The sequence below is a fragment of the Novosphingobium sp. genome (assembly GCF_031417815.1).
Lineage (GTDB): Bacteria > Pseudomonadota > Alphaproteobacteria > Sphingomonadales > Sphingomonadaceae > Novosphingobium.
On record NZ_JANOWI010000011.1, the window covers coordinates 1 to 23,714 of the forward strand.

26 protein-coding genes and 2 pseudogenes are annotated in these 23,714 nt (G+C 63.0%); 20 read left to right on the forward strand and 8 right to left on the reverse strand.

Annotated features, from left to right (window positions below; all coding sequences use genetic code 11):
• The 3 genes and pseudogenes from RMN99_RS02685 to rimM form a co-directional block, all read left to right on the forward strand.
• Window positions 1-706, forward strand: a pseudogene (locus tag RMN99_RS02685) (signal recognition particle protein); the annotation flags it as partial.
• 40 nt (window positions 707-746) lie between these two features.
• Window positions 747-1,193: pseudogene (gene rpsP / locus RMN99_RS02690) on the forward strand (30S ribosomal protein S16); the annotation flags it as partial.
• Window positions 1,194-1,448: 255 nt separating this feature from the next.
• Window positions 1,449-1,955, forward strand: coding sequence for a ribosome maturation factor RimM (gene rimM, locus RMN99_RS02695; protein ID WP_309621751.1), 507 nt, complete (start codon window positions 1,449-1,451; stop codon window positions 1,953-1,955).
• On the opposite strand, the gene RMN99_RS02700 is transcribed toward rimM, so the two are convergent.
• Window positions 1,952-2,794 (reverse strand): hypothetical protein, encoded by an 843-nt coding sequence (locus tag RMN99_RS02700; RefSeq protein WP_309621752.1) that lies wholly within the window; start codon window positions 2,792-2,794, stop codon window positions 1,952-1,954. The two genes, rimM and RMN99_RS02700, sit on opposite strands and share 4 nt — an antisense overlap.
• 54 nt (window positions 2,795-2,848) lie before the next feature.
• On the opposite strand from RMN99_RS02700, the gene RMN99_RS02705 reads away from it, so the two are divergent.
• The 9 genes from RMN99_RS02705 to RMN99_RS02745 all read left to right on the forward strand — a co-directional run bounded on the left by RMN99_RS02705 (window position 2,849) and on the right by RMN99_RS02745 (window position 10,289).
• Window positions 2,849-3,142, forward strand: coding sequence for an AbrB/MazE/SpoVT family DNA-binding domain-containing protein (locus tag RMN99_RS02705; RefSeq protein ID WP_309621753.1), 294 nt, complete (start codon window positions 2,849-2,851; stop codon window positions 3,140-3,142).
• The gene (locus RMN99_RS02710; RefSeq protein WP_309621754.1) at window positions 3,139-3,513 is read left to right on the forward strand and encodes a type II toxin-antitoxin system VapC family toxin; all 375 of its coding nucleotides are present in this window, start codon (window positions 3,139-3,141) and stop codon (window positions 3,511-3,513) included. The genes RMN99_RS02705 and RMN99_RS02710 overlap by 4 nt, the downstream gene beginning before the upstream one ends.
• 268 nt (window positions 3,514-3,781) lie before the next feature.
• Window positions 3,782-4,645 (forward strand): tRNA (guanosine(37)-N1)-methyltransferase TrmD, encoded by an 864-nt coding sequence (gene trmD / locus RMN99_RS02715; RefSeq protein ID WP_309621755.1) that lies wholly within the window; start codon window positions 3,782-3,784, stop codon window positions 4,643-4,645.
• Window positions 4,642-5,013, forward strand: a complete 372-nt coding sequence (rplS, locus tag RMN99_RS02720; protein WP_309621756.1) for a 50S ribosomal protein L19 — start codon at window positions 4,642-4,644, stop codon at window positions 5,011-5,013. The genes trmD and rplS overlap by 4 nt, the downstream gene beginning before the upstream one ends.
• A gap of 87 nt (window positions 5,014-5,100) precedes the next feature.
• Complete coding sequence (locus RMN99_RS02725) at window positions 5,101-7,353, forward strand: DPP IV N-terminal domain-containing protein (protein ID WP_309621757.1); 2,253 nt, start codon at window positions 5,101-5,103, stop codon at window positions 7,351-7,353.
• Between the two features lie 135 nt (window positions 7,354-7,488).
• Window positions 7,489-8,514 (forward strand): aspartate-semialdehyde dehydrogenase, encoded by a 1,026-nt coding sequence (locus RMN99_RS02730; RefSeq protein WP_309621758.1) that lies wholly within the window; start codon window positions 7,489-7,491, stop codon window positions 8,512-8,514.
• A gap of 6 nt (window positions 8,515-8,520) precedes the next feature.
• Window positions 8,521-8,964 (forward strand): GFA family protein, encoded by a 444-nt coding sequence (locus RMN99_RS02735; protein ID WP_309621759.1) that lies wholly within the window; start codon window positions 8,521-8,523, stop codon window positions 8,962-8,964.
• Complete coding sequence (locus RMN99_RS02740) at window positions 8,961-9,536, forward strand: RES family NAD+ phosphorylase (protein ID WP_309621760.1); 576 nt, start codon at window positions 8,961-8,963, stop codon at window positions 9,534-9,536. The genes RMN99_RS02735 and RMN99_RS02740 overlap by 4 nt, the downstream gene beginning before the upstream one ends.
• 9 nt (window positions 9,537-9,545) lie before the next feature.
• On the forward strand, window positions 9,546-10,289 hold the full coding sequence (locus RMN99_RS02745) for an alpha/beta fold hydrolase (RefSeq protein WP_309621761.1): 744 nt from the start codon (window positions 9,546-9,548) through the stop codon (window positions 10,287-10,289).
• 158 nt (window positions 10,290-10,447) lie between these two features.
• On the opposite strand, the gene RMN99_RS02750 is transcribed toward RMN99_RS02745, so the two are convergent.
• The 5 genes from RMN99_RS02750 to RMN99_RS02770 all read right to left on the reverse strand — a co-directional run bounded on the left by RMN99_RS02750 (window position 10,448) and on the right by RMN99_RS02770 (window position 13,770).
• Window positions 10,448-11,881: an AMP nucleosidase gene (locus RMN99_RS02750; protein WP_309621762.1), complete on the reverse strand. Its 1,434-nt coding sequence runs from the start codon at window positions 11,879-11,881 to the stop codon at window positions 10,448-10,450.
• Between the two features lie 97 nt (window positions 11,882-11,978).
• Window positions 11,979-12,602, reverse strand: coding sequence for a 50S ribosomal protein L9 (rplI, locus tag RMN99_RS02755; RefSeq protein ID WP_309621763.1), 624 nt, complete (start codon window positions 12,600-12,602; stop codon window positions 11,979-11,981).
• A gap of 12 nt (window positions 12,603-12,614) precedes the next feature.
• Complete coding sequence (gene rpsR / locus RMN99_RS02760; protein WP_292974259.1) at window positions 12,615-12,839, reverse strand: 30S ribosomal protein S18; 225 nt, start codon at window positions 12,837-12,839, stop codon at window positions 12,615-12,617.
• A 3-nt stretch (window positions 12,840-12,842) separates the two neighbouring features.
• Window positions 12,843-13,205, reverse strand: a complete 363-nt coding sequence (rpsF, locus tag RMN99_RS02765) for a 30S ribosomal protein S6 (protein WP_309621764.1) — start codon at window positions 13,203-13,205, stop codon at window positions 12,843-12,845.
• A gap of 175 nt (window positions 13,206-13,380) precedes the next feature.
• Window positions 13,381-13,770 (reverse strand): DUF6006 family protein, encoded by a 390-nt coding sequence (locus RMN99_RS02770; protein ID WP_309621765.1) that lies wholly within the window; start codon window positions 13,768-13,770, stop codon window positions 13,381-13,383.
• 206 nt (window positions 13,771-13,976) lie between these two features.
• Between RMN99_RS02770 and RMN99_RS02775 the strand changes: the two genes are divergently transcribed.
• Entirely contained in the window at window positions 13,977-14,927 is a 951-nt protein-coding gene (locus tag RMN99_RS02775) for a DUF808 domain-containing protein (protein ID WP_309621766.1), read from the forward strand.
• Here RMN99_RS02775 and RMN99_RS02780 read toward each other — a convergent pair.
• The gene (locus tag RMN99_RS02780) at window positions 14,924-16,345 is read right to left on the reverse strand and encodes a glutamate ligase domain-containing protein (RefSeq protein WP_309621767.1); all 1,422 of its coding nucleotides are present in this window, start codon (window positions 16,343-16,345) and stop codon (window positions 14,924-14,926) included. The genes RMN99_RS02775 and RMN99_RS02780 overlap by 4 nt on opposite strands.
• 53 nt (window positions 16,346-16,398) lie before the next feature.
• Here RMN99_RS02780 and RMN99_RS02785 point away from each other — a divergent pair, with 53 nt between their 5' ends.
• From RMN99_RS02785 to RMN99_RS02815, 7 genes are all read left to right on the forward strand, one after another.
• A complete protein-coding gene (locus tag RMN99_RS02785; protein WP_309621768.1) occupies window positions 16,399-17,214 on the forward strand; it encodes an LD-carboxypeptidase in 816 nt (271 codons plus the stop codon).
• Window positions 17,215-17,253: 39 nt separating this feature from the next.
• Entirely contained in the window at window positions 17,254-18,189 is a 936-nt protein-coding gene (gene fabD / locus RMN99_RS02790; protein ID WP_309621769.1) for an ACP S-malonyltransferase, read from the forward strand.
• 116 nt (window positions 18,190-18,305) lie between these two features.
• The gene (locus RMN99_RS02795) at window positions 18,306-18,878 is read left to right on the forward strand and encodes a GxxExxY protein (protein WP_309621770.1); all 573 of its coding nucleotides are present in this window, start codon (window positions 18,306-18,308) and stop codon (window positions 18,876-18,878) included.
• Window positions 18,879-18,929: 51 nt separating this feature from the next.
• Entirely contained in the window at window positions 18,930-19,694 is a 765-nt protein-coding gene (gene fabG / locus RMN99_RS02800) for a 3-oxoacyl-[acyl-carrier-protein] reductase (RefSeq protein WP_309621771.1), read from the forward strand.
• Between the two features lie 164 nt (window positions 19,695-19,858).
• Window positions 19,859-20,977, forward strand: a complete 1,119-nt coding sequence (dnaN, locus tag RMN99_RS02805; RefSeq protein WP_309621772.1) for a DNA polymerase III subunit beta — start codon at window positions 19,859-19,861, stop codon at window positions 20,975-20,977.
• Window positions 20,978-20,981: 4 nt separating this feature from the next.
• A complete protein-coding gene (locus tag RMN99_RS02810) occupies window positions 20,982-22,058 on the forward strand; it encodes a DUF2855 family protein (RefSeq protein WP_309621773.1) in 1,077 nt (358 codons plus the stop codon).
• Between the two features lie 10 nt (window positions 22,059-22,068).
• Window positions 22,069-22,545 carry a hypothetical protein gene (locus RMN99_RS02815; protein ID WP_309621774.1) on the forward strand — a complete coding sequence of 159 codons (477 nt, stop codon included), beginning with the start codon at window positions 22,069-22,071 and terminating at the stop codon, window positions 22,543-22,545.
• Here the strand turns inward: RMN99_RS02815 and RMN99_RS02820 are convergent.
• Window positions 22,542-23,555: a zinc-dependent alcohol dehydrogenase family protein gene (locus RMN99_RS02820; RefSeq protein WP_409035227.1), complete on the reverse strand. Its 1,014-nt coding sequence runs from the start codon at window positions 23,553-23,555 to the stop codon at window positions 22,542-22,544. The two genes, RMN99_RS02815 and RMN99_RS02820, sit on opposite strands and share 4 nt — an antisense overlap.
• Window positions 23,556-23,714: the final 159 nt, after the last annotated feature.

Below are 23,714 nucleotides of genomic sequence, written 5' to 3' on the forward strand. Positions count from 1 at the left end.
CGGCGGTGCGGCGCTTTCGATGCGCCATGTTACCGGCCAGCCGATCAAATTTGCCGGGACCGGTGAAAAGCTCGACGCGATCGAGGCATTCAATCCCGCGCGGGTTGCCGGCCGGATCCTGGGCATGGGCGATGTCGTCTCGATCGTCGAGCGCGCCGCCGAAGCGATCCAGGCCGAAGATGCCGAACGGATGGCGGCGCGGATGGCCAAGGGTCAGTTCGATATGAACGACCTCGCCGACCAGTTGCGCAACATGCGCAAGATGGGCGGCCTTGGCGCGCTGGCGGGGATGCTGCCGGGGATGAAGAAGGCCAAGGCGGCAATGGATTCCAGCGGCATGGACGACCGCGTGCTGCTGCGCCTCGAAGCGATCGTCAGCTCGATGACCGTTAAGGAACGCGCCCGCCCAGAACTGCTCAACGCCAAGCGCAAGATCCGCGTGGCCAAGGGTTCGGGGGTGCAGGTGCAGGACGTCAACAAGCTGCTCAAGATGCACCAGGAAATGGCCAGCGCGATGAAGCGCATCAAGAAAATGGGCGGCCTCAAGGGTCTGGCCGGAATGCTTGGCGGCAAGCTGGGCGGCGGCGGCGATATGGGCGGCGGCGCTGGCGGAATGGGCGGCGGCGGCCTTCCGGGATTGCCCGGGCTGGGCGGCGGCGGGCAGGGCGGCCTGCCCTCCAATCTCAATGATTTGCTCAAAAAGTGATTTTCAAAATTTAATCCAATTTGTTTGAAAGGTAGTTCAAATGGCTGTTTCTCTTCGTCTTTCGCGTGGCGGTTCCAAAAAGCGCCCCTATTACAAGATCGTCGCTACCGACACGCGCAGCCCGCGTGACGGCAAGTATCTGGAACAGGTCGGCACTTACAACCCGCTGCTGGCCAAGGATGATGAAAACCGCGTCCGTCTGGTCGAAGACCGGGTCAAGTACTGGCTGGGCGTTGGCGCCCAGGCGACCGACCGCGTTGCCCGTCTGCTCGACAAGGCCGGGGTCGTGGAACGCGCTGCGACCGTGAACCCGAACAAGGCCGAACCGGGCAAGAAGGCCAAGGATCGCGCCGAAGAAAAGGCCGAAAAGGCAATCGCCGCTGAAGAAGCCGCCAAGGAAGCCGCTGCAGCGCCGGTGGTTGAAGAAGTGGCTGCTGAAGAAGCGCCTGCCGTCGAAGAAGTTGCCGTCGAAGAAGCGCCTGTCGCCGAAGAAGTTGCCGTCGAAGCTCCGGCTGCCGAAGAAGCACCTGCCGCTGAGGAAGCACCTGCCGCCGAAGAAGCACCTGCTGCTGAAGAAGCGCCTGTTGAAGAAGCCGCTGTTGAAGCTCCGGCTGAAGAAGCTGCGGTCGAAGCTCCCGCCGCTGAAGAAGCGCCTGCTGCTGAAGCGGCTGCTGCCGAAGCGCCTGCGGCTGAGGAAGCTCCGGCTGCTGAAGCCAGCGAAGAACAGGCCTAAGGCCCGGTCTTGGCCGATCCCCGCCCCATTACGCTGGCCGCCATCATTGGCGCGCACGGCATCGGGGGCGAGGTTCGGCTCAAACTGTTCGGTGAAGGCGTGGAACAGCTGCGGCCGTTCCGCGCCTTCAACGATTCCGCGCTGACGGTGACCAAGCTGCGCGATGATGGCAAGGGCGGGGCAATCGCCCGCTTCGCCGAAGTGGCGGATCGCACTGCCGCAGAAAAGCTGCGCGGCACCGCGCTGACCGTGGCGCGTTCGCAGCTGCCGCCACTGGGCGAAGGCGAATACTATTATGCCGATCTGATCGTCCTGCCTGTTGTCTCCGATGCCGGTGATCCGCTTGGCACTTGCGTTGCGGTTGAAAACTTCGGTGCGGGTGACGTGATCGAAGTGCAGCGCCTGCCCGTAGACGGGAAAGCCGGCAAACGCTTCATGGTGCCGATGCGCGAAGATGCTGTGCCTGAATGGAATGAAGCGCGGATCGTGATTGCCGCCGCTTTTGCTGCTGACTAGGCCACCAGCAGCTTTTCCAGTTCCGCTGCAAACCTCTCAAGCTCGAAATTCTGCGGATCGTCGTGCGCGTCGGGGATCAGATCGTCGATGGTGGCGTGCTGCGCCGGGATCAGCCAGCGCCCGGCCCGCGCGCTGACGTAAACGTAAAGCGCGGCAAGCTGGCGGTATTGCGCATCGGAAAAGCCCGGGGTGGGGCCATAAGTGTGACCGCGATCGTCATAGCCATCAATCAAACGGCGCGGCTGCATCACCTCGATATGGACAAACCGGCCGCGCGATGCTGGGCCGATGACATAGCTTTCCAGCTTGGTCGCGCGCCAACCTTCGGCAAAATCATGCCCGGCCCAGATCTGGCCGCCGCGCGAAAGGAAGATGTGCGCCACCGGCTCGGCCGCGAAAGTGCCGTTCATGTAAGGCGTGAAATCGTTGATCTGGCGGTTGTGATCGAGGTTTGCGGGGAAGGGCGCGTCATCCAGAAACGGCGAGCTGGTATCGTGGATCACGAAGTAGAGCAGCGGCAATCCGGCCTCAGTCTGGCTGACGGGATCGTTCGCATGATCGATCGCGAAACTGCGATAAGGCTGCGGTAAGGCGGCAATAGCAGCCGCTTTGTGCGCAGGCGTTGGCGGCGCGGCATCGCTCATCAAGTGGACGATAACGGGCGGCAGCGGCTGATCGGCCTTTACCCCCAGTGGCAGCACCTTGCGCAGCAGGCACCTGGCCTGATCGAGCGGGGTCTCGGCGAAGCTGAGCCTATCGCGGTCAAACTGGCAGGTGCCGATCAGCTCGGCACTGGCGGGCGCGGTGAGCAACAAGGCGAATGGAACCAGGCGTTTCAATTGACGGACAGCCTCCGTGAATGTATATACATCTTGTATATACGGAGTGCCACCATGGGCAAGGAGTATCGCGCTAAGGTTTTCAAGTCGGGCAATTCGCTCGCGCTGCGCCTGCCCAAGGAACTGGGCATGGTTGAAGGTTCCACCATGGTGTTGCGTGAAGAACGCGCCGGGTTTCATGTCGAACCTGCCGAACCGGCCAAGCGCAAGTTCAATATCGACAAGGTCTGGGGCTGCGCAGTCGGATCGGGCTTGCAGTTCATCAAGGACGAAGATCGCCTGCTTGAGGAGCGCCCGCTGTTGTGGGACGATCCTGAATGGCGTGCAAAGCATATGCCCGGCGCATGAAGTTCATGCTCGACAGCAACGTGGTCATCGCTGTTGCCTTGGCCGCTGACCCTAAGTTGAAGCGGCGAATGGCAGAGCACGGCGAGGGGGATTTTGTCATGTCTGCCATCACTTATGCCGAGGTCACGCATGGATCGGTTCGAGGAAAGCCGCCGCCGCTGCCGGAATTGAAGATACTCATCGAAGAAATTCCGGTGCTGGCTTTCGATGAACAAGCAGGCCGGACATACGGTCAGATATCCTTCAAACGTGCCAGTTTTGATCGATTGATCGCAGCTCATGCATTGTCGCTGGGGCTGACGTTGGTGACAAATAACGAAGCCGACTTCGCCGATGTGCCGGGGTTGAAGATTGAGAACTGGACGGTTTGATGGGTGCCGAAGCCTTCGTTTATCCTTTTTTGATTTTTATATCTGCCGTGGCTTCGGCCATACTTGCGGCGATATTACACAGGGCATTTGGGAATGATTACCGAATTGGCCAATCTGCGTTTGTCGCAGTCGCAGCTCCATTGGTGATACTGCTTTTGTCGATGCGTGATCCAGGACGCGTTTGGGAATATGTGAGATTTTCGATGGGACTCTCCGCTCTCGCATCTTGCTCAATCGCGGCGGGATTTTACCTGATTACGGCGCGCCAATGACCTTCCACGCCACCATTCTGACCCTTTACCCGGAGATGTTCCCCGGGCCGTTGGGCGTGTCGCTGGCCGGCCGCGCGCGTGACGAGGGGAAGTGGACGCTCGATACGGTCCAGATCCGCGATTTTGCGATCGATAAGCACAAGACCGTTGATGATACGCCAGCCGGCGGCGGGGCGGGGATGGTCCTGCGGGTTGATGTGCTGGCGGCGGCGATTGATTTTGCGCGCTCGCTATACCTCCCCGGCACGGGGTGGGGGACCAGCGCAGCTGGTGGAGGGGGCTCGCCGCAACGCGCGGCTTTTGCGGAGAGCCCCCGCCACCATCCTGCGGATGGTCCCCCTCCCCGTGCCGGGGAGGAACGCCCCATCATCGCCATGACTCCGCGCGGAAAGCCGCTGACTCAGGCACGCGTGCGCGAGCTGGCGGCAGGGCCCGGCGTGATCGTGCTGTGCGGCCGGTTCGAGGGTTACGACGAGCGGATTTTCGCGGCCCGCGGCGTGGAAGAGGTGTCTCTCGGCGATATCGTCCTGTCAGGCGGAGAGGTGCCCGCTCTGATGCTGCTTGACGCTTGCATTCGGCTGCTTCCCGGCGTAATGGGCGCGGCTTCCAGTGGGGCCGAGGAGTCGTTTGAAAACGGCCTGCTCGAATATCCCCACTATACCCGACCCGCGATGTGGGAAGGGCGCACGATCCCTGAAGTGCTGCGATCGGGGGATCATGCGAAGATCGCAGGCTGGCGAAAAGGCCAGTCCGAGATCGACACACGGTTACGCAGGCCGGATCTTTGGGAGCGTCATACAGGCGCTCGGGTCCAGTCTGCCTCTGGCGCGCGGCAAGAAGATGAGGACCCAGGTCAATGAACCTGATTCAGCAGATCGAGGCCGAGGAAATTGCCAAGGCCGCCAAGACCATTCCCGAATTCCGTCCTGGTGACACCGTGCGCGTTGGCGTGCGCGTGGTTGAAGGCGAACGGACCCGTGTTCAGGCCTATGAAGGCGTCTGCATCGCGCGTTCGAACAAGGGCATTTCCAGCAACTTCACCGTCCGCAAGATGAGCTTCGGCGAAGGCGTGGAACGCGTGTTCCCGATCTATTCGCCCAACATTGATTCGATCACCGTCGTCCGCAAGGGCGTGGTACGGCGGGCCAAGCTTTATTACCTGCGCGGCCGCACCGGCAAGCGCGCCCGCATCGCCGAACGCCGCGATCCGCGGCCGGGCGAAAGCTGAGCCTAGCCAACACTGGCTAATCCGGATTAGGAAGGCGTCCCGGCATAAGCCGGGGCGCCTTCTTCCGTTTGGGGATCCAGCCTTGCCATGCGCTTTGTCTTGCTGTCCGCTGCAGCCGCACTGCTTGCCGTTACTGCCGCGCCTTCTGGGAGCGAGACGGTGAGTGCTGTGCGGGTGTCCGCACCGAAGCTTTCGTTCGACCGCGTCTTCGCCAGCCCCAGCCTGTCTGGCGCAGTGCCGCGCGGGGTCAAGCTTTCGCCAGATGGGCGCTGGCTGACGGTGCTGAGGAACCGCGACGACGACCGCGAGCGCTATGACCTGTGGGGGTTTGATCGCAAGGCCGGCACCTGGCGGATGCTGGTCGATTCGGCCGCGCTTTCCAGCGGACGCGAACTTAGCGAGGCTGAAAAGATGCAGCGCGAGCGCCAGCGGATCGGCGATCTCAAGGGCGTGGTTACGTATACCTGGCGTGATGACAGCGCGGCGATCCTGGTGCCCTTGGATGGCGAATTGTTTCTGGTCCACCTCGACGGGCGCAGCGAAAAGCTGGGCGGGGGCGATCTGCTCAACCCCGCGCTCAGCCCCAAGGGGCGATATGTCTCGTTCGTGCGCGATCGCCGCCTCTGGGCGGGCAAAGCCGGGGCCGAAGCCCGGCCGATCACGCCTGCGGAAGCTGCCGACACGGTTCACTGGGGCGAGGCCGAATTTGTCGCGCAGGAGGAAATGGGCCGGTTCGGCGGCACCTGGTGGGCACCCGACGACGGCCGGGTCGCGGTGGAGCGGTTCGACGATGCCGGAGTCGGGATCGTTACCCGCACCGCAATCGGCGCAGAATCTACCCGGACTTTCCAGCAGCGCTATCCCGTGGCAGGCTCTGCCAATTCTGATGTCTCGCTGTTCGTCATGAACCCCGATGGCAGCGCGCGCGTTCAGGTCGATCTGGGGCCAGACAAGGACATCTACCTTGCCCGGGTCGATTGGGCGCCCGATGGCAAGACGCTTTATGTCCAGCGCCAGAACCGCGCGCAGACCGTGCTTGATATGCTGCGGGTCGATCCCGCAACCGGCAAGTCGCAGGTGCTGTTCACCGAAAAGGCCGCCGACAAGAGCTGGATCAATCTGTCGGACAATTACCGCTTCCTCAAGGACGGCAGCCTGGTCTGGTGGTCCGAGCGGGATGGCTTTGGCCACCTCTACCGCTACGATCCGCGCCGCCATCCCGATAACCAGTGGCAACAGCTGACTAAAGGGGCCTGGGTGGTAGCCGGGCTGGTAGGGATCGATGAGAAGGCCGGGCGCGTCTATTTCACCTCCACGCGTGGCGATGTGCTGGCCGCGCAGATCGATGTCCTGGATCTGGCCCGGCCCGGCAAGATCGAGCGCCTGTCCGATCCGGGCTATGTCTACACCGCAGGGATGGACAAGGCCGGGCAAACCCTGCTGGTGACGCGGTCTGGCACCAGCCAGCCGCCACAGGTCTACATCGCCGATAGCCAGGGCAAGCGGCTCGCCTGGGTCGAGGAAAACAAAGTTGCGGGGCAGCATCCCTATGCGCCGTTCCTGGCCAGCCACTGCGCGGCGACGTTCGGCACGATCAAGGCCGCCGATGGGACCGTGCTGCACTGGAAGATGACCACCCCGGTAATGAAGCCGGGCAAGAAGTACCCGGTGTTCTTCCAGCACTATGGCGGCCCCAGTGCGCAGACCGTGACCCGCGGCTGGGCGGGTCCGTTGACGCAGGCGATCGTCGCGAAGGGCTATATCTTTTTCGAGATCGACAATCGCGGCAGTGAAAATCGCGGCGTAAAGTTCGGATCTGCGCTCTACCGCGCGATGGGCAGCGTCGAGGTGGAAGACCAGAAGGCCGGTGCGCAGTTCCTCAAAGGGCTGCCCCATGTCGATGGCGGCAAGATCGCGACTTATGGCTGGTCCTACGGCGGCTACATGACGTTAAAGATGCTGCAGGCCGATCCGGGGCTTTATGCCGCCGGGATCGCCGGCGCGCCGGTGACCAGGTGGGAACTCTACGATACCCATTATACCGAACGCTATCTGGGTGATCCGCGTCTGGTGGCGCAAGTCTATGCGAAGTCAAACGCGCTGACTGACGTCGGCAGGATCAAGGATCCGCTGCTGCTGGTCCACGGCATGGCCGATGACAACGTGGTGTTCGAAAACAGCTCGATGCTGATCTCGGCGATGCAGGGCCAGGCCGTGCCGTTCGAGATGATGCTCTACCCCGGTTATACGCACCGCGTCAGCGGCCCCAAAGTGGGAGTGCATCTGTGGGACACGGTGTTCGCGTTCCTTGAGCGCCACGGAGTGACGCCGCCGCAATAGGTCTAGCCATACAACGCTATTCGTCACCCTGAACTTGTTTCGGGGTCCATCTCGCCCCATAGGCGGCGGTCTGTGTGGCGAGATTGTTGCTGAAACAAGTTCAGCATGACGACCTTGGCGTGGTGGAGTGATAAAATGGGTTACCGGGTGGTAGTGGTCGGCGCGACGGGCAATGTCGGGCGCGAGATGATGAACGTGCTGGCCGAGCGCGAATTTCCGATCGAAGAACTGGCCGCGGTTGCCTCGTCGCGCTCCACCGGCGACGAGGTTGAATTCGGCGATACCGGCAAGATGCTCAAGGTCCGCAATATCGAGCACTTCGATTTCACCGGCTGGGATATCGCGCTGTTCGCCGCCGGGTCGGACGTATCGAAGGTCTATGCTCCCAGGGCGGCCGCAGCCGGCTGCGTTTCGATCGACAACTCCTCGCACTTCCGGATGGACCCTGATGTGCCGCTGGTCGTGCCCGAAGTGAACCCGGACGCGATCGATGGCTACAAGGCCAGGATGATCATCGCCAACCCCAATTGCTCGACTGCGCAGATGGTCGTCGCGCTCAAACCGCTGCACGATGCGGCAACGATCAAGCGCGTGGTGGTGGCCACCTACCAGTCGGTCTCGGGCGCGGGCAAGCAGGGCATGGACGAACTGTTCGAGCAGAGCCGCAACATCTTCGTCGGCGATCCGGCGGTGCCGACCAAGTTCACCAAACAGATCGCCTTCAACGTGATCCCGCATATCGACAGCTTCCTCGATGATGGATCGACCAAGGAGGAATGGAAGATGGTGGTCGAAACCAAGAAGATCATGGGTGCGAAGATCAAGGTCAGCGCCACTTGCGTGCGGGTGCCGGTGTTCGTCGGCCATAGCGAAGCGATAAACATCGAGTTCGAGAACGAGATTTCGGCCGCCGACGCGCAAAAGCTGCTTCGCAATGCCCCAGGCGTGATGCTGATCGATAAGCGCGAGGACGGCGGCTATATCACGCCTGTAGAATGCGTCGGCGACGGCGCCACTTACGTCAGCCGCGTGCGCGAGGACCCGACGCTGGAGAACGGCCTGTCGCTGTGGTGCGTCTCGGACAACCTGCGCAAGGGCGCCGCGCTGAATGCCGTGCAGATCGCCGAACTCTTGGGACGGCGGCATTTGAAGAAGGGGTGAAGGGGCATGGCAATTGAGGGCGGGTGCCGCTGCGGGGCCGTGCGCTATCGGCTCACAGTCGAGGCGATGCCGCCGGTCTATTGCTGCCACTGCCTGACCTGCCAGACCTGGAGCGGCAGCGCCTTTACCCAGCAGGCGCTGATCGGCGAAGGCCAGATCGAAGTGATCGCTGGCGAGCCAGAAGTCTACGTCAACATCACCGCCAGTGGCTCTGAAAGCGTGCAGCGACTGTGCGGCACCTGCCACACGCGGCTGTGGAACACCAATTCAGCCCGGCCCGGTGTTGCCGTAGTTCGCGCCGGGACGCTGGATGCTAGCGCCGAACTGTCGCCGCGCGCACACATCTGGACCAAGCGGATGCAGCCGTGGCTAGTGATTGACGAAGGCGTTCCTGCGTGGCTGGAGAACGCCCCGACTGCAGACTTTGTTGCGGTCTTGGTAAAGAAGTGAGTCTGACACTGCCCCTCCACCAAATTTCCGGCCGGTTCTGGCGGGCGATTGCGGCGGAGCGCGTTGGGCAGGTGCTGGACCCCCCGGAGCCGGACAGTGCCGGGCGCTATCACCGTCCGGGCCAGCCCGCGCTCTACATCACGCCGCAGGCCGATTGGGCGACGATTGCAATCGGGCGCTACCTGCTGGCCGATGGAATTGCGCGGGTGGTGGTGCCGCTCGAACTTGATGGTGCGGCGGTGTTCGATCAGCGCGATCCGGCGGCTTGCGCAGCGCTTGCGATCGATCCCGCGCGCTCGCAGGTGCGCTGGAACGATGAACTGGCCGCCGGTCGCGAACCGCCGTCGTGGCAGGCCAGTGATGCCGCGCGTTCGGCAGGCGCGCAGGGGATCATCGACGTATCGCGTGGGATATTGGGCGGCTGGCATGTCTGCCTGTTCGCCTGGAATGTGCCGGGCGCGCTGCAAGTGCGGGTGGCGGGCGATCCGCTGCCCTGCGACTATTGGCCTGCCCGCGATCGCTGGCCCGCACCCGCAGGCTGGGCGCTTCCCGAACACCTTGCCCGGCGCTAAGGCGGAGCGATGAGCGAATTCTATCCCGGTTTTGGTGGCGCGCGGCTGGCCTTGCACCGCATGGGTACGGGCCGTCCGCTGATCCTGCTCCACGGGCTGTTTTCCAGCGCCGCGATGAACTGGATCAAATTTGGCCAGGCCGAAATGTTGGCAGCGGCCGGATTCGAATGCCTGATGCCGGACTTGCGCGCACACGGTGCAAGCGATGCGCCACACGATCCCGCGGCCTATACGGACGATGTGCTGGCCAAGGATCTGGCCGCGCTGATCGCGCATCTTGGCCTGACCGATTTTGATCTGTGCGGCTTTTCGCTGGGTGCGCGTACTTCGGTGCGCGGGGTTATCGCCGGGGTATCGCCGCGCCGGCTGGTGCTGGGCGGGATGGGGCTTGAAGGGCTGGCCGGCTGGACGGCGCGCGGGGCATTCTTCATCGATGCGATCGACCGGTTCGATGTGATCAAAGCGGGCGATCCGGCGTTCCATGCGGTGCAGTTCATGAAGACCATGAAGGTGAACCGGGTCGCGACGCGGATGCTGCTGCAGACCTTCACCGATACCCCGCCGTCTGCCCTCTCGGCGATCACCATGCCAACCCTGATCGTCAACGGCGATGCCGACCGCGACAACGGCGATCCCGCCGCGCTGACTGCTGCGCTGCCCGATGCGGTGCAGGCGGTGGTGCCGGGCACCCATATGAGCTGCGTGACCAAGCCCGACCTCGGGCTGGCGATCCGGGATTTTCTTGTTTCTTAGGCCCTCTCCATTTTCACGCAGTGCAAATGGGGAGGTGGCATTTGCGCAGCAAATAACGGAGGGGTTTCGGCTTTCGCGCCAATACCCCTCCGTCTGGGCCTGACGGCCCATCCACCTCCCCATTTGTGGCAGTCGCCAAAAATGGAGAGGATCCAAGCCTACCGGAACGGCGGTTCGTTGAAGGCGCGCAGCTTACGGCTGTGGAGGCGGGTGCCCTGTTCGCGCAGTAGATCGCAAGTGACGATGCCGATCTGCAAGTGCGCGGCGATGGCTTCTTCGTAGAACCGGTTGGCCTGCCCGGGCAGCTTGATCTCGCCGTGGAGTGGCTTGTCGGAGACGCACAGCAAGGTCCCGTAAGGCACGCGGAAGCGGTAGCCCTGTGCGGCGATAGTGGCGCTTTCCATGTCGATCCCGATTGCCCGGCTGAGCGACAAGCGGCGCGCGAACTGGGTGTATTGCAGTTCCCAATTGCGATCATCGGTGGTCGCCACGGTGCCAGTCCGCATCCGCTTTTTGAGGTTCGCGCCGGCATCGCCGCTGACCCGCTCAGCCGCCAGTGCCAGCGCGATCTGCACTTCGGCAATCGCCGGAATCGGGATTTCGGGTGGCAGCACAGCATCAAGCACATGGTCATCGCGCAGATAGGCGTGGGCCAGCACATAGTCACCGATCCGCTGGGTTTCGCGCAGGCCCCCGCAGTGCCCGATCATCAGCCAGGCTTCGGGGCGCAGCACCGCCAGGTGATCGCAGATGGTCTTGGCGTTGGACGGGCCAACCCCGATGTTGACCAGCGTGATCCCGCTCTTGTCCGCGCGGGTCAGGTGATAGGCTGGCATCTGATGACGTCGCCAGGCCGTATCGGACAACCGATCGCGCGCGTTCTGCACTGGTTTGTCTAGCGCAAGGCCGCCCGCACCGGTTAGTTCGGCATAACCGTTCTGGCCCAATTGCTTGCCGGCCCAATCAACGAATTCATCGACATAGCGGTGATAGTTTGTGAACAGGATGAAGCGCTGGAAATCTTCCACCCGGGTGCCCGAATAGTGTGCCAGGCGGGCCAGGCTGAAATCGGTGCGCAAGGCGTCAAACAGCGCCAGCGGCACATCTTCGTTGGGATCGTCAAGCTCGATCCCGTCGGCCAGTTCATCGCCGATCAGCGCCAGTTCGGTGCTGGGGAAGAGCCGCGCGAGTTGCTGCGGGCTGGTGCTGCCAAGATCGGCGCTGGCATCGATAACGTATGGAAAGGGGATTTCCTGCGCCGAGCGGCCAACCGAAATTTCAACTTCGTAATCAGCCGCGATCAGTTCCAGCTGCTCGGCCAGATAGTCGGCGAAGAAGGCTGGCCGGGTTACTGTGGTGGCGAAATTGCCCGGCTGCTGCAGGCGGCCGAACGCGCGCGACAGGTCGGCCTGGGTTTCCACCCCGCGATAGGCGATCCTGAGTTCGGGATAGCACCACGCCCGGCTCTCGCGGCGATCGGGCGGGGGCAGGGTGCCATCGTGTGCGAAAGCAGCGATATCGGCTTTCAGGGTTTCAACGGCGGTTTCGTATATGCGGACCAATTCCGTAATGTGCTTCTCTGTCATTTTCATCTTGGGCCTATAGCCGAAGTTCTGTGACATTTCAATTGCACCAACGAAAAGGGGGCGCCGAAGCACCCCCTGATCGTCTGGACTGGACGCGAAACCCTCAGGCTTCTTCGTCTTCCGCAGCGTCTTCGGCAGCCGGAGCTTCAGCGGCGGGAGCCGCTTCACCTTCGGGCAGCTCACCGCCGCCACCTTCGAATTCGCTGGCTGCATCGGCAGCCGCTTCGTCTTCGAACATGGCCTTGATCACGTCGACGCCGGCAGCCTGTTGTTCGGCTTCGTCGGTCGAACGCGCAACGTTGACCTTGACCATGACGGCGACTTCGGGGTGGAGCGATACCTTGACGTCGAACACGCCAATGGTCTTGATCGGGCGTTCCAGCACGACCATCGCCTTGCCAATGTCGGCGCCGTCAGCGTTGAGCGCATCGACGATATCGCGCACCGAAACCGAACCATAAAGCTGGCCGGCGTTGGACGAGGCGCGGATCAGCACCACCGATTTGCCTTCGACGTTTGCCGAGTGCGTTTCAGCTTCGCCGCGGCGCGCCGCGTTGTCAGCTTCGATCTTGCCGCGGTTGGCTTCGAACAGCTTGCGGTTGGCTTCGTTGGCGCGCAGCGCCTTCTTGCCGGGCAGCAGGAAGTTACGCGCATAACCGTCCTTGACGGTTACGACATCGCCGATCGTGCCGAGTTTCTCGACGCGTTCGAGGAGGATGATTTCCATGGGTTTTCCTCCTTACTTGACGAGGTAGGGCAGCAGCCCCAGGTGACGGGCACGCTTGATCGCCTGGCCCAGTTCGCGCTGCTTCTTGGCGGAAACGGCGGTGATGCGCGACGGCACGATCTTGCCGCGTTCGGACATATAGCCCTGCAGCAGACGCGTGTCCTTGTAATCGATCTTCGGTGCTTCCTTGCCCGAAAAGGGGCAGCTTTTGCGGCGGCGGAAAAATGCGCGGGCCATCTCTTAGAACTCCTCGCGTTCGCGGCGCTTGGTGCGCTCACGGTCTTGCTTGCGCATCTGCACCGACGGGCCGGCTTCATGCTCGTCAACACGCACGGTCAGCCAGCGGACCACGTCTTCGTTGATCGCGGTCTGGCGTTCCAGCTCGGCCACGACGCCAGCGGGGGCATCGATGTTGAGCATCACATAGTGTGCCTTGCGGTTGCGCTTGATCTTGTAGGCGAGGTTCTTGAGGCCCCAGGTTTCGGTCTTGGTGACCGAGCCTTTTCCGGCTTCAACGATCTCGGTGGCGGTAGCGGCCAGCGCGTCAACTTGCGCCTGGCTCAGATCCTGGCGCGCCAGGAAGGTATGCTCGTAGAGCGGCATACTATGCCCTTCATCATTCTAGCCGATCGCTGGCTGATCCGCACCATTGCGGGGCCCCTCCGGCTTTCTTCGGTTTCCGTGCCCGTAAGCGCGGAAGTGGCGGCCCTTAGCGATTCGGCCCGCGAATGCAAGCCTGATCGCCGTCCGGCCGCCACCGATAGGCTATGCGCCGCGGCTATTTGGTGGCCAGAAAGCCGAAGGTGCGGCCATTCCAGACGGTCGTTCCTGACATCTTGCGCTTGTCCCAGCTGAACAGGTAGGCATCAAACGTCTGGTTGTTGCCCGGAAAAGCGAGGCGGAAGCGCATGTGCTGCCACTTGCTGTCGATCGTCACGATCGTGCCGCGAACCAGCACGCCGTTGGCGCCGCGGTAATTGACCGCCATCGCGCACCACGCGCTCGATGCGCAGTCGGCCTTGGTATCGGTGATGGTCAGCGCTCCGGGCCGCCCATCCAGACTGAAATTCCAGTTGCCGTACCATTCGGGCACTTGGGCATCGGCCAGCGCGGCTGACGAAACCGTTGCCGCCAAAGCGAGAACGGCCAGGTTGAGGTGCATTTTCATGTTTCGATCTCCTGGACATGCGACCGTCCGGACCTCAACCCCGCCGGGCTACGCCTTTGGACCGGACATGTCCATGGGCCGCCCGATCCCTGCATCGCAACGTGGCCTTGCAAAATTGCGGGGGGGGGTCTGTGCGGATGGTCACTTGAAAGCCGCTTGCAACTGCCGCACAGGTCGCTGCCTTGCAATTGCGGAGTTCACGTTCGATGCCCACCGGCCTGGTCGCCCTGCTTGACGATATTTCGGTTATTGCCAAAGCTGCGGCGGCGACCATCGACGATGTCGGCGTGGCCGCGGCCAAAGCCGGGACCAAGGCCGCGGGCGTGGTGATCGATGATGCCGCAGTAACTCCCAGCTATGTCACCGAATTCACCCCCGAGCGCGAATTGCCGATCATCTGGAAGATCACCAAGGGCAGCCTCAAGAACAAGCTACTGATCCTGCTGCCGGCGGCCTTGCTGCTTAGCCAGTTCCTGCCATGGGCGATTACCCCGCTGCTGATGCTGGGGGGCTTGTACCTGTGCTATGAAGGCGCGGAAAAGGTGCTGGAAAAGCTGGGCGGCGAACACCACGGAGAAACGCTGGCCGACCCGATCACCGACATGGCCGAGTTTGAACGCGAACGGGTGACCGGCGCGGTGCGGACCGATTTCATCCTCTCAGCCGAAATCATGGCGATCGCCCTGGGCGAAGTGTCTGCTGAGCCACTGCTCAGCCGCGCGTTGATCCTGGCGTTGGTGGCGGTGGTGATCACGATCGGCGTCTATGGCACGGTCGCGCTGATCGTGAAGATGGATGATATCGGACTGCACATGGTTGAGAACCGCCGCACTGCCGCAGCCAGGGCGGTGGGCCGCGGACTGCTTCACGCCATGCCGCGCCTGCTTTCGGTGCTGTCGGTGGTGGGCACGGCGGCGATGCTGTGGGTTGGCGGCCAGATCGTGATTCACGGGATGCACGAACTGGGCCTGCACGGCCCATCTGATGCGGTTCACGCCGTGCAACATGCGGTGGAAGCGGTGAGCGGCGTGCTGGGCGGGGTGCTGGGCTGGCTGACCAATGCGGTGCTTTCGGGCGTGGCCGGGATCATCCTGGGCACGGGAATCGCGCTGATGCTGCATAAGGTGTTCAAGGTCCAGACCGGCGCGGAAGCCTAAAGCCGGGTGAGCAGATCCTTTGCAAACGCGGTCAGCGTATCATCGCGGGCACCCATCACCGCAATCCTGTCACCGGGCTGCGCGATTGCTGCGATCCGCGCCGCGCAGTCCTCGCGCGACGGGACATATTCGGCTTTGCCGCCAGCGGCTTTGATCAAGTCCACGATCCGCGCAGAGCCTTCGCTCTTGTCGACCGTCCCGCCGAAATAGACCGGATCGCACAGGATTGCGAGATCATCGGGGCCCAGTTCGCGGGCGAACACTTCGGCAAGTTCGTGGCCCATCTGGCGCAGCGGGCCATAGCCGTGCGGCTGGAAGAACGCGATGACCCGGCCGGGGTGGGTTTTAAGCGTGCGCAGTGTGGCCGCCACTTTGTCCGGGTTGTGGCCGAAATCGTCGATCACGGTAACGCCCGATGGGCTGGTGCCGATGATGTCGAAGCGCCGCGCCAGCCCGGCAAAGCTGCCCAGCGCGGCGACACCATCGCCCAGCGGTACACCGGCGGCATCGCAGGCCGCCAAGGCAGCCAGGGCATTGGCCAGGTTGTGGCGGCCCGGAACCTTGAGCTGCAGCGGCCAGGCAGCGCCGCTGCGGCGATCGACAATCGTGGCGGTAAGCCCGGTCGGTCCCTCGGTGATCGAGCCGACTTCAACGCCGATTGCTGCGGCGGGATTATCGATCGCAAAGCCGATCACACGCTTTGCGCGCGGCGCCAGCGCCGCCGTCTCGGCATCGTCCAGATTGATCGCGGCCACATCGGCGCGGGCGAGAAAATCGCCAAACAGGTCGCGCAGTTCCTCCATCGACTTGTGATCGAGGCTGACGTTGAGCAGCGCCGCAACGGTGGGATTGTAAAGCGCGATCGAACCATCGCTCTCATCGACTTCGGAGACGAAGGCCTCGCCGCCGCCAGAATCGATGGCACCAACCCGCGCGCTGGCGAAGGGCGCATCGTCGCGCACGAAATTCTTCATCACTGCGCCGTTCATGATCGTTGGGTCGCGGCCCGCCGCGGTCATGATCCAGCCGGCCATGCCGGTGACTGTGCTTTTGCCGCTGGTCCCGCCAATGGCGATGCGGCCAGACGCGGCGTTGAAAAGGCGCGCGAGCAGTTCGGCGCGGCTCAGTCGCGGGCAGCGCAATTCCCGCGCACGGACCATTTCGGGCACCGTTTCCTCGACTGCGGCGGAGGCGACGAGCACCTGCGCCGCCGATGTCACGCCGCTGCCGTCCTGCGGGAACAGCCCGAAGCCCAGGCTTTCCAGCCAGGCGAATTTCTCCGGCGTGCGACCCTGATCACGGCTGCGATCCGATCCGGCCACTGCGCCGCCCATCCCCTTGAGGATCAAGGCCAGCGGCAGCATGCCCGATCCGCCGATGCCGCAGAAGAACCAGGGGTGAGCGGTGAGATCGTCCATCACGCCTCCGGTATGCGCCCTTGCTTGCCAACGCAACCGGGTTAGGAAGGACCATGCCCCGGATCGCCATCTGCGCCCCATCACGCGCGATCACCCAAGAAGACGCCGCGCGTGTAACCGCGCTTGCTGCTGATTTCCCGGCGCTCGACCTTCATTTTCACCCGCAGTGCTTCCTCGAACAAGGGCACTTCGCTGGCAGCGATGCGGCGCGGATCGACGCGCTGGTCGCATCCGCCGAAGACCCCGCTTTCGATGCGGTGTGGTTTGCGCGCGGCGGCTATGGCGCGGTGCGGGTGGCGGAAGACGCGATTGCGCGGATGGGCCGCAATGCCGAAGCCAAGACCTTCCTTGGCTATTCCGATGGCGGCATCCTGCTTGGCGGGCTCTATGCCAAGCGGATCGGACGGCAGGTCCATGCGCCGATGCCCACTGACATCCGGCGCGATGGCGGCGAGGCGGCGGTGCGTCGGACATTGGGCTGGCTGGCCGGTGATGTCTCAGGGCTTGAGCCGTCGATCGATCATCATCCTGCGGTCGCCTTCAACCTGATGACACTGGCCATGCTGTGCGGCACCCCGCTGATGCCGGGGCTGGCAGGGCATGTCGTGATGGTCGAAGATGTCGGCGAATATCTCTATGCGGTCGACCGTTTGTTCTTCCATGTCACCGCGCACCTCGGCGGGATTGCCGGGCTGCGGCTCGGCCGGATCAGCCAGGTGCCAGAAAACGATGCCCCGTTCGGCCACCAAGCTGAAGACATCGCCCGGCACTGGTGCACGCGCCACGCGATCCCGTTTCTGGGCAGCGCCGATATCGGCCATGATGTGGACAACAAGATCGTTCCCTTCGGGGTTGCCACACCCGGCTGACCGCCCCTAGAGGCGGCGGCCAATTCAGGGAGTTTGATGATGAAGGCATTCGTTTTCCCGGGCCAGGGCAGTCAGAAGATCGGGATGGGCGTGGAACTTTCCGCCGCCAGCCCGGCCGCGCGCGAAGTGTTTCAGGAAGTCGATGATGCGCTGGGGCAAAAGCTATCGGCGATCATGGCCGATGGCCCCGAAGACGCGCTGACGCTGACCGAGAATGCCCAGCCGGCGATCATGGCTCACGCCATTGCGGTGTTGCGCGTGCTTGAAAAGGAAGGCGGGATCAGCCTTGCCGACAAGGCCGATTTTGTCGCCGGCCACAGTTTGGGCGAATATACCGCGCTGTGCGCTGCGGGCGCGTTCTCGCTGGCCGATACCGCGCGGCTGCTCAAGCTGCGCGGGCAGGCGATGCAGGCTGCGGTGCCGGTTGGGGTGGGCGCGATGTGCGCGTTGCTGGGGGCCGATCTGGCCAAGGCGCAGGCGCTGGCCGATGCTGCGGCTGAAGGAGAGGTCTGCACCGTCGCCAATGACAACGATCCCGGGCAGGTCGTGCTCTCGGGTCATAAGGCCGCAATCGAGCGTGCAATCGCGATGGTGAAAGACTTCGAGATCAAGCGCGGCGTGCTGCTGCCGGTGTCCGCGCCGTTCCACTGCCCGCTGATGCAGGGCGCCGCCGATGCGATGGCCGACGCGCTGGCGAAAACGCCGCCCGGCGCGCTGACCGTCCCGGTCTTCGCCAACGTCACCGCCGCCCCCGTGAGCGACCCCACCGACGTCCAGCGCCTGCTGGTCGAACAGGTCACCGGCCGCGTCCGCTGGCGCGAAAGCGTGATCGCGATGCACGCCGCCGGGGTGGACAGCTTCGTCGAACTGGGCGGCAAGGTGCTCGGCCCGATGATCGGCCGTTGCGTGGCCGATGTGAACGTGGCGAGCGTGGTGACGATGGGCGATGTGGAGGCGCTGCTGGCCGGACTTTAGAGTTGGGTTGCGCAAAGTTTATCTGTAGCCATTGACCCACATTTGTATCCAATTTATTGGATTAATCCACTATGGGGTTGCTAACTGAAATCGAGAGCTTTCTTGAATGCTCGGGCATGAGCGCCACCGCGTTCGGTACATCGGCGCTTGGCGATCCGCCGTTCGTCATGCAACTGCGAAATGGCCGAGATATCAAGGCGTCGACTGCTGAACGGGTGCGCGCGTTCATTCGGCAGCGCGCAACGGCCAGCGAAGATAGTTTCACGCAAAGACGCAAAGGCGCAGAGGGGCATGGCCTTTCTGGTGTGGATGCAATCAGCTCCGACGTGATTGGTGAAGCAATCAGAATTCACCGAGAACTTGGGCCGGGCCTGCTTGAAAGTGTTTACGAAATGGTTCTCGCAGGTGCTTTGGCGCGGCGGGGATACAAGGTCGACCGGCAAAAGCCGATCGATGTCAACTACGACGGAATGACGTTTCAAGCCGCCTGCAAGATCGACATTCTTGTCAACGACACATTGGTAATCGAAGTAAAATCAGTTGATCGATTCAACCCGGTTTACGCCAAGCAATTGCTTACCTATTTGCGCCTGATAGACCAACCTCTTGGGCTCTTGATGAACTTTTCTGGCGAAACCATGAAAGAGGGTATTCGCCGAGTGGTTAACAACCATGGCCACATGAGATAGTCCTCTTTGCGCCTTTGCGCCTTTGCGTGAACCAAATCTTCGGAGCCTACAATGGAACACCGCCTTTTCGACCTTTCCGGCATGACTGCCCTCGTCACCGGCGCTGCTGGCGGGATTGGCTCGGCGATCAGCCATGCGCTGGCGCGGCAGGGGGCGCGGTTGGCGCTTTCGGGGACCAATCCCAGCAAGTTGCGCTCGTTCCGCGAGGAATTGAACGACACTTATGGCCACGATCATGTCGAGATTACCTGCGATCTTTCGAACACCGAGCAGGTCGAGCATCTGGTGCCGGCCACGGTCGATACGCTGGGCAAGATCGATATCCTGGTCAACAACGCCGGGATCACCCGCGACAATCTGGCGATGCGGATGAAGGACGAAGAATGGGATGCAGTGATCAAGATCAACCTTGAGGCCGCCTTCCGCCTGATGCGCGCCGCCTGCAAGCCGATGATGAAGGCCCGCCACGGACGGATTATCACGATCACCAGCGTGGTCGGCGCGACCGGCAATCCGGGGCAGATCAACTATGCCGCGGCCAAAGCGGGCCTGGTCGGCATGTCGAAATCGCTGGGCCAGGAAGTCGCCACCCGCGGCATTACCGTCAACTGCGTGGCACCCGGTTTCATCCGCACCGCGATGACCGAAGTGCTGCCCGATGGCCAGAAGGACGCGCTCAATGCGCGGATCCCGATGGGCCGGATGGGCGAGGGCGAAGATGTGGGCGCGGCGGTCGCCTATCTTGCCAGCAAGGAAGCGGGCTACGTCACCGGGCAGACGCTGCACGTCAACGGCGGCATGGCGATGCTGGGCTGAGCGGCCCGCTATGTCTGCAAAAGCGTGGATTTATCCCCAGTTTAGCCCGATTTCCGGCCATGCAGCCTTGCCGCATCTGCCTGCCACGTTAGAGAAGATGGTCCGAAACTGACGGCGCTCCGCGCGATTCTCGCCTGCGCGCCCAAGGGGGACACGAGCTGACCATGAAGGCCACCATCGAACGCGCGACGCTGCTGAAGTGCCTGTCGCACGTCCAGTCTGTTGTCGAACGCCGCAACACCATTCCGATCCTGTCGAACGTGCTGATCGAGGCATCGGGCGATGGCACGGTCAGGGTTCTGGCTACCGATCTTGATCTGCAGGTGGTGGAATCCATGGGCGCTGTCTCGGTTGACAGCCCCGGCGCGATCACGGTTTCGGCGCACCTGCTGTTTGATATCGCGCGCAAACTGCCCGATGGCAGCCAGGTCAGCCTTGATGCGGCGGACAACCGCATGACGGTCAAGGCCGGGCGCAGCCGCTTCAGCCTGCCGACTCTGCCGCGCGATGATTTTCCGATGATTGCCGAGGGCGATCTGCCGACCAGCTTCGAACTGCCCGCAGCCACGCTGGCCCAGCTGATCGACCGCACCCGCTTTGCGATCAGCACCGAGGAAACGCGGTACTACCTCAACGGCATTTTCCTCCACGTCACCGATGATGAACTGCGCGCTGCAGCCACCGATGGCCACCGTCTGGCGCGCTATACCCTGGCCAAACCCGACGGCGCTGATGGCATGCCCGATGTGATTGTGCCGCGCAAATGCGTCGCCGAACTGCGCAAGCTGCTCGAAGAAGCGCAAGACGCCAACGTGCTGATCGATCTTTCGGCCAGCAAGGTGCGCTTCACGCTGGGCGGCCAGAACGGTGTGGTGCTGACCAGCAAGCTGATCGACGGCACCTTCCCCGATTACAGCCGCGTGATCCCCACCGGCAACGACAAGATCCTGCGGCTCGATCCCAAAAGCTTCTGGGAAGGGGTTGACCGCGTGGCCACCATCGCCACCGAAAAGACCCGCGCGGTCAAGATGTCGCTCGAACCCGATAAGGTCACCTTGTCGGTTACCAGCCCCGACAACGGTACCGCCGCCGAAGAGGTTCCGGCCGACTACAAGTCGGCCGGGTTCGAAATCGGCTTCAACGCCAACTACCTCAAGGATATCCTCGCCCAGATCGAAGGCGATACGGTGGAACTGCACCTGGCCGATGCGGGCGCGCCGACGCTGATCCGCAAGGATGACAAGAGCCCGGCGCTTTATGTGCTGATGCCGATGCGGGTCTAGGCCAGTGGCCCGCACCGTCCTGGTCAAGCGCGATGCCATCACCCAGACGCGGATCGTCGATACGGCCCTGCCGCCGCTCGGCGATGGCGAGGTGCGGCTGACGATCGAAAGCTTCTCGGTCACCGCCAACAACGTCACTTATGCGGTGGTGGGCGATGCGTTCGGCTATTGGAACTTCTTTCCGGGCGAAGGCGAATGGGGCGTGGTGCCGATGTGGGGGCATGCAGTTATCACCGAATCGCGTCATGCCGACCTTACCGTGGGTGAACGGGTCTATGGCTACCTGCCGATGGCCGAGACGCTTGACGTGCTGCCCGATAACGTCAGCGCGGGCGGGTTCGTGGATGCCGCCGCGCACCGCCAGCCCATGAGCCCGATCTACAATCAGTATGCGCGTCTGGCCGCCGATCCCGAGCACGATCCGGGACGCGAGGCCGAGCGGATGATCTTCGGGCCCTTGTTCAAGACCGGGTTCCTGATCGAAAGCTTCATGCGCCGCGAAGCCTGGTTTGGGGCCGAGGCGATGATCTGCACCAGTGCCTCCTCCAAAACTGCGATGGCCACCGCCAGCGTCGCGCGCGACAAATCGCCGCAGGTGAGGCGGATCGGGCTGACGTCGGCCGGCAACGTCAAGTTCGTCCGCGCGGGCGGGTTCTATGATGTGGTGATGGCTTATGAGCAGATTGCCGATCTGCCGCAGGTCCCATCGGTGCTGGTCGATTTTGCCGGCAATGCCGCGCTTATTCACGCTGTCCACACTGCGCTGGCGGACAATCTCAAGTATTCCTGCACCGTTGGCGCAACCCATGTTGGTGCGGGCTTCGGGCAAGTGGGTGGCCCGCTACCGGGGCCTGAGCCGGTGCTGTTCTTCGCGCCGCACCATGCCGTCGCGGCGATCCAGGAGTTGGGTCCCAAGGCCTTTGGCGCGGCTGTAGCGGCCAGCTGGGTGCGCTTTATCGGCGAAGCAGGCAGCACAGTGAAGGTGGACGAACGCAGCGGACTGGAAGCTGCAGCTGAGGCGTTTGTGGCAACGGCAGAAGGTAGGGCTGATCCCGGCGTTGGGATCGTGATCCGGCCTTGAGGCGCGGATCATGAACCAGAACGCCCTTCTCGCAATCTTTCCCTTCCTGTTTGTCGGGCTCTGGGTGGGCAGTACCGCTTTGCTTGGTGCGATGTCGGGGTGGTACCGCTTGCAGGACCGGTTTCCCGACCGACCCGAACAGCAGCCCATCATCCGATTGCGCTTCCAGTCGGCAAGCTTTGGAGACTCCAGGTTTGCTGTGGCGAACTATGGCAATTGCTTGCGCTACGACGTTTGCCCGAGCGGGTTGCGGGTCGGAATCTCGCGGATATTCGGCCCATTCAGCCGGCCGTTCTTCGTACCGTGGAGCCAAATCAAGATCGAGAAGAAGAGTTTTCTGGGTCTTCCGCACTACATTCTGGGTGCCTACCGGTTGGGTCTTGGCAATCCCGAAGAGACGTCCCTCAACATCTACGACCGCGCCGCCCGGCGCATCGAAGCGGCCAGCGGAGGCAATTTCAGGCTGCCGTCGCCCGGGGAAGCCTAGATATCCACCACGATCTTGCCGAAGTGCGCGTTCGCGGCCTGGTGGCGGAAGGCATCGGCCAGGCGTTCAAGCGGGAAGTGATCGCTGATCACCGGCTTGATCCCATTGGCCTCAATCCCCGCGACCATGGCCAGCTGCTGCGCGCGGCTGCCCACGGTGAGACCCTGGACGCGCAGGTTCTTGGCCATCAGCAGCGCGGTTTGCACGGGTCCGGCAAAGCCTGCCAGAACCCCGATCAAGGCGACATGGCCGCCGACGCGGGTTGCCATCATCGACTGGTCGAGCGTGCCCGCACCGCCGATTTCGACCACGCAATCGACGCCTGCGCCGCCGGTCAGTTCCAGCACCTTGGCGCCCCAGGCCGGCACCTCCTTGTAATTGATCAACTGATCCGCGCCGAGCGATTTGAGCCTTTCCAGCTTTTCGTCCGAACTGGAAGTGGCGATCACGTGCGCGCCGGCTGCCTTGGCGAATTGCAGCGCGAAGACCGAAACCCCGCCGCTGCCCTGGATCAGCACGGTTGAACCGGGCTGCACGGCATTGTCGACAAACAGCGCGCGCCACGCGGTCAGGCCTGCACAGGTAAGCGTGGCGGCTTCGGCAGCGCTGTAGCCCTTCGGCACGCGGGTGAAGGCCAGTTCGGAGGCGACCACGGCTTCCACCGCATAGCCATCGATCCCGTCACCCGGCACCCCGCGAAACGCCGTGGCGGGCGGAGAACCATCGATCCATTCGGGGAAGAAGGTCGAAACCACCAGATCGCCCGGCTTGAATTGGGTGACGCCTGCACCGACGGCCTCAACCGTTCCGGCGCCATCGGACATCGGGATGCGCCCGGCGGCGGCCGGGATCATGCCGGTCACAACCGCGAAATCGTGATAGTTGAGCGAGCTTGCCGCCAACTTCACCCGGATCTGGCCGGGGTCGGGCTGGCCCGGGTCTTCGGCAGCCGCGGGCAGCAAGGTATCAAGGCCGGCGGGTGCGCCGACACGAATGCAACGGATGGTCATAGATCTGCTCCGGAACAAAGCCCATTCCCAGCGGGGAGGGGTTGGGGTGGGGGAGCTCAGCCGACAGGCTGAGCGTCAACGCTTTCGTCGAGGGCCCCCCCCCCAACCCCACCCCCCCGCCGGCGGGGAACGCATGGGCGCACAAAAAAAAAAAAATAA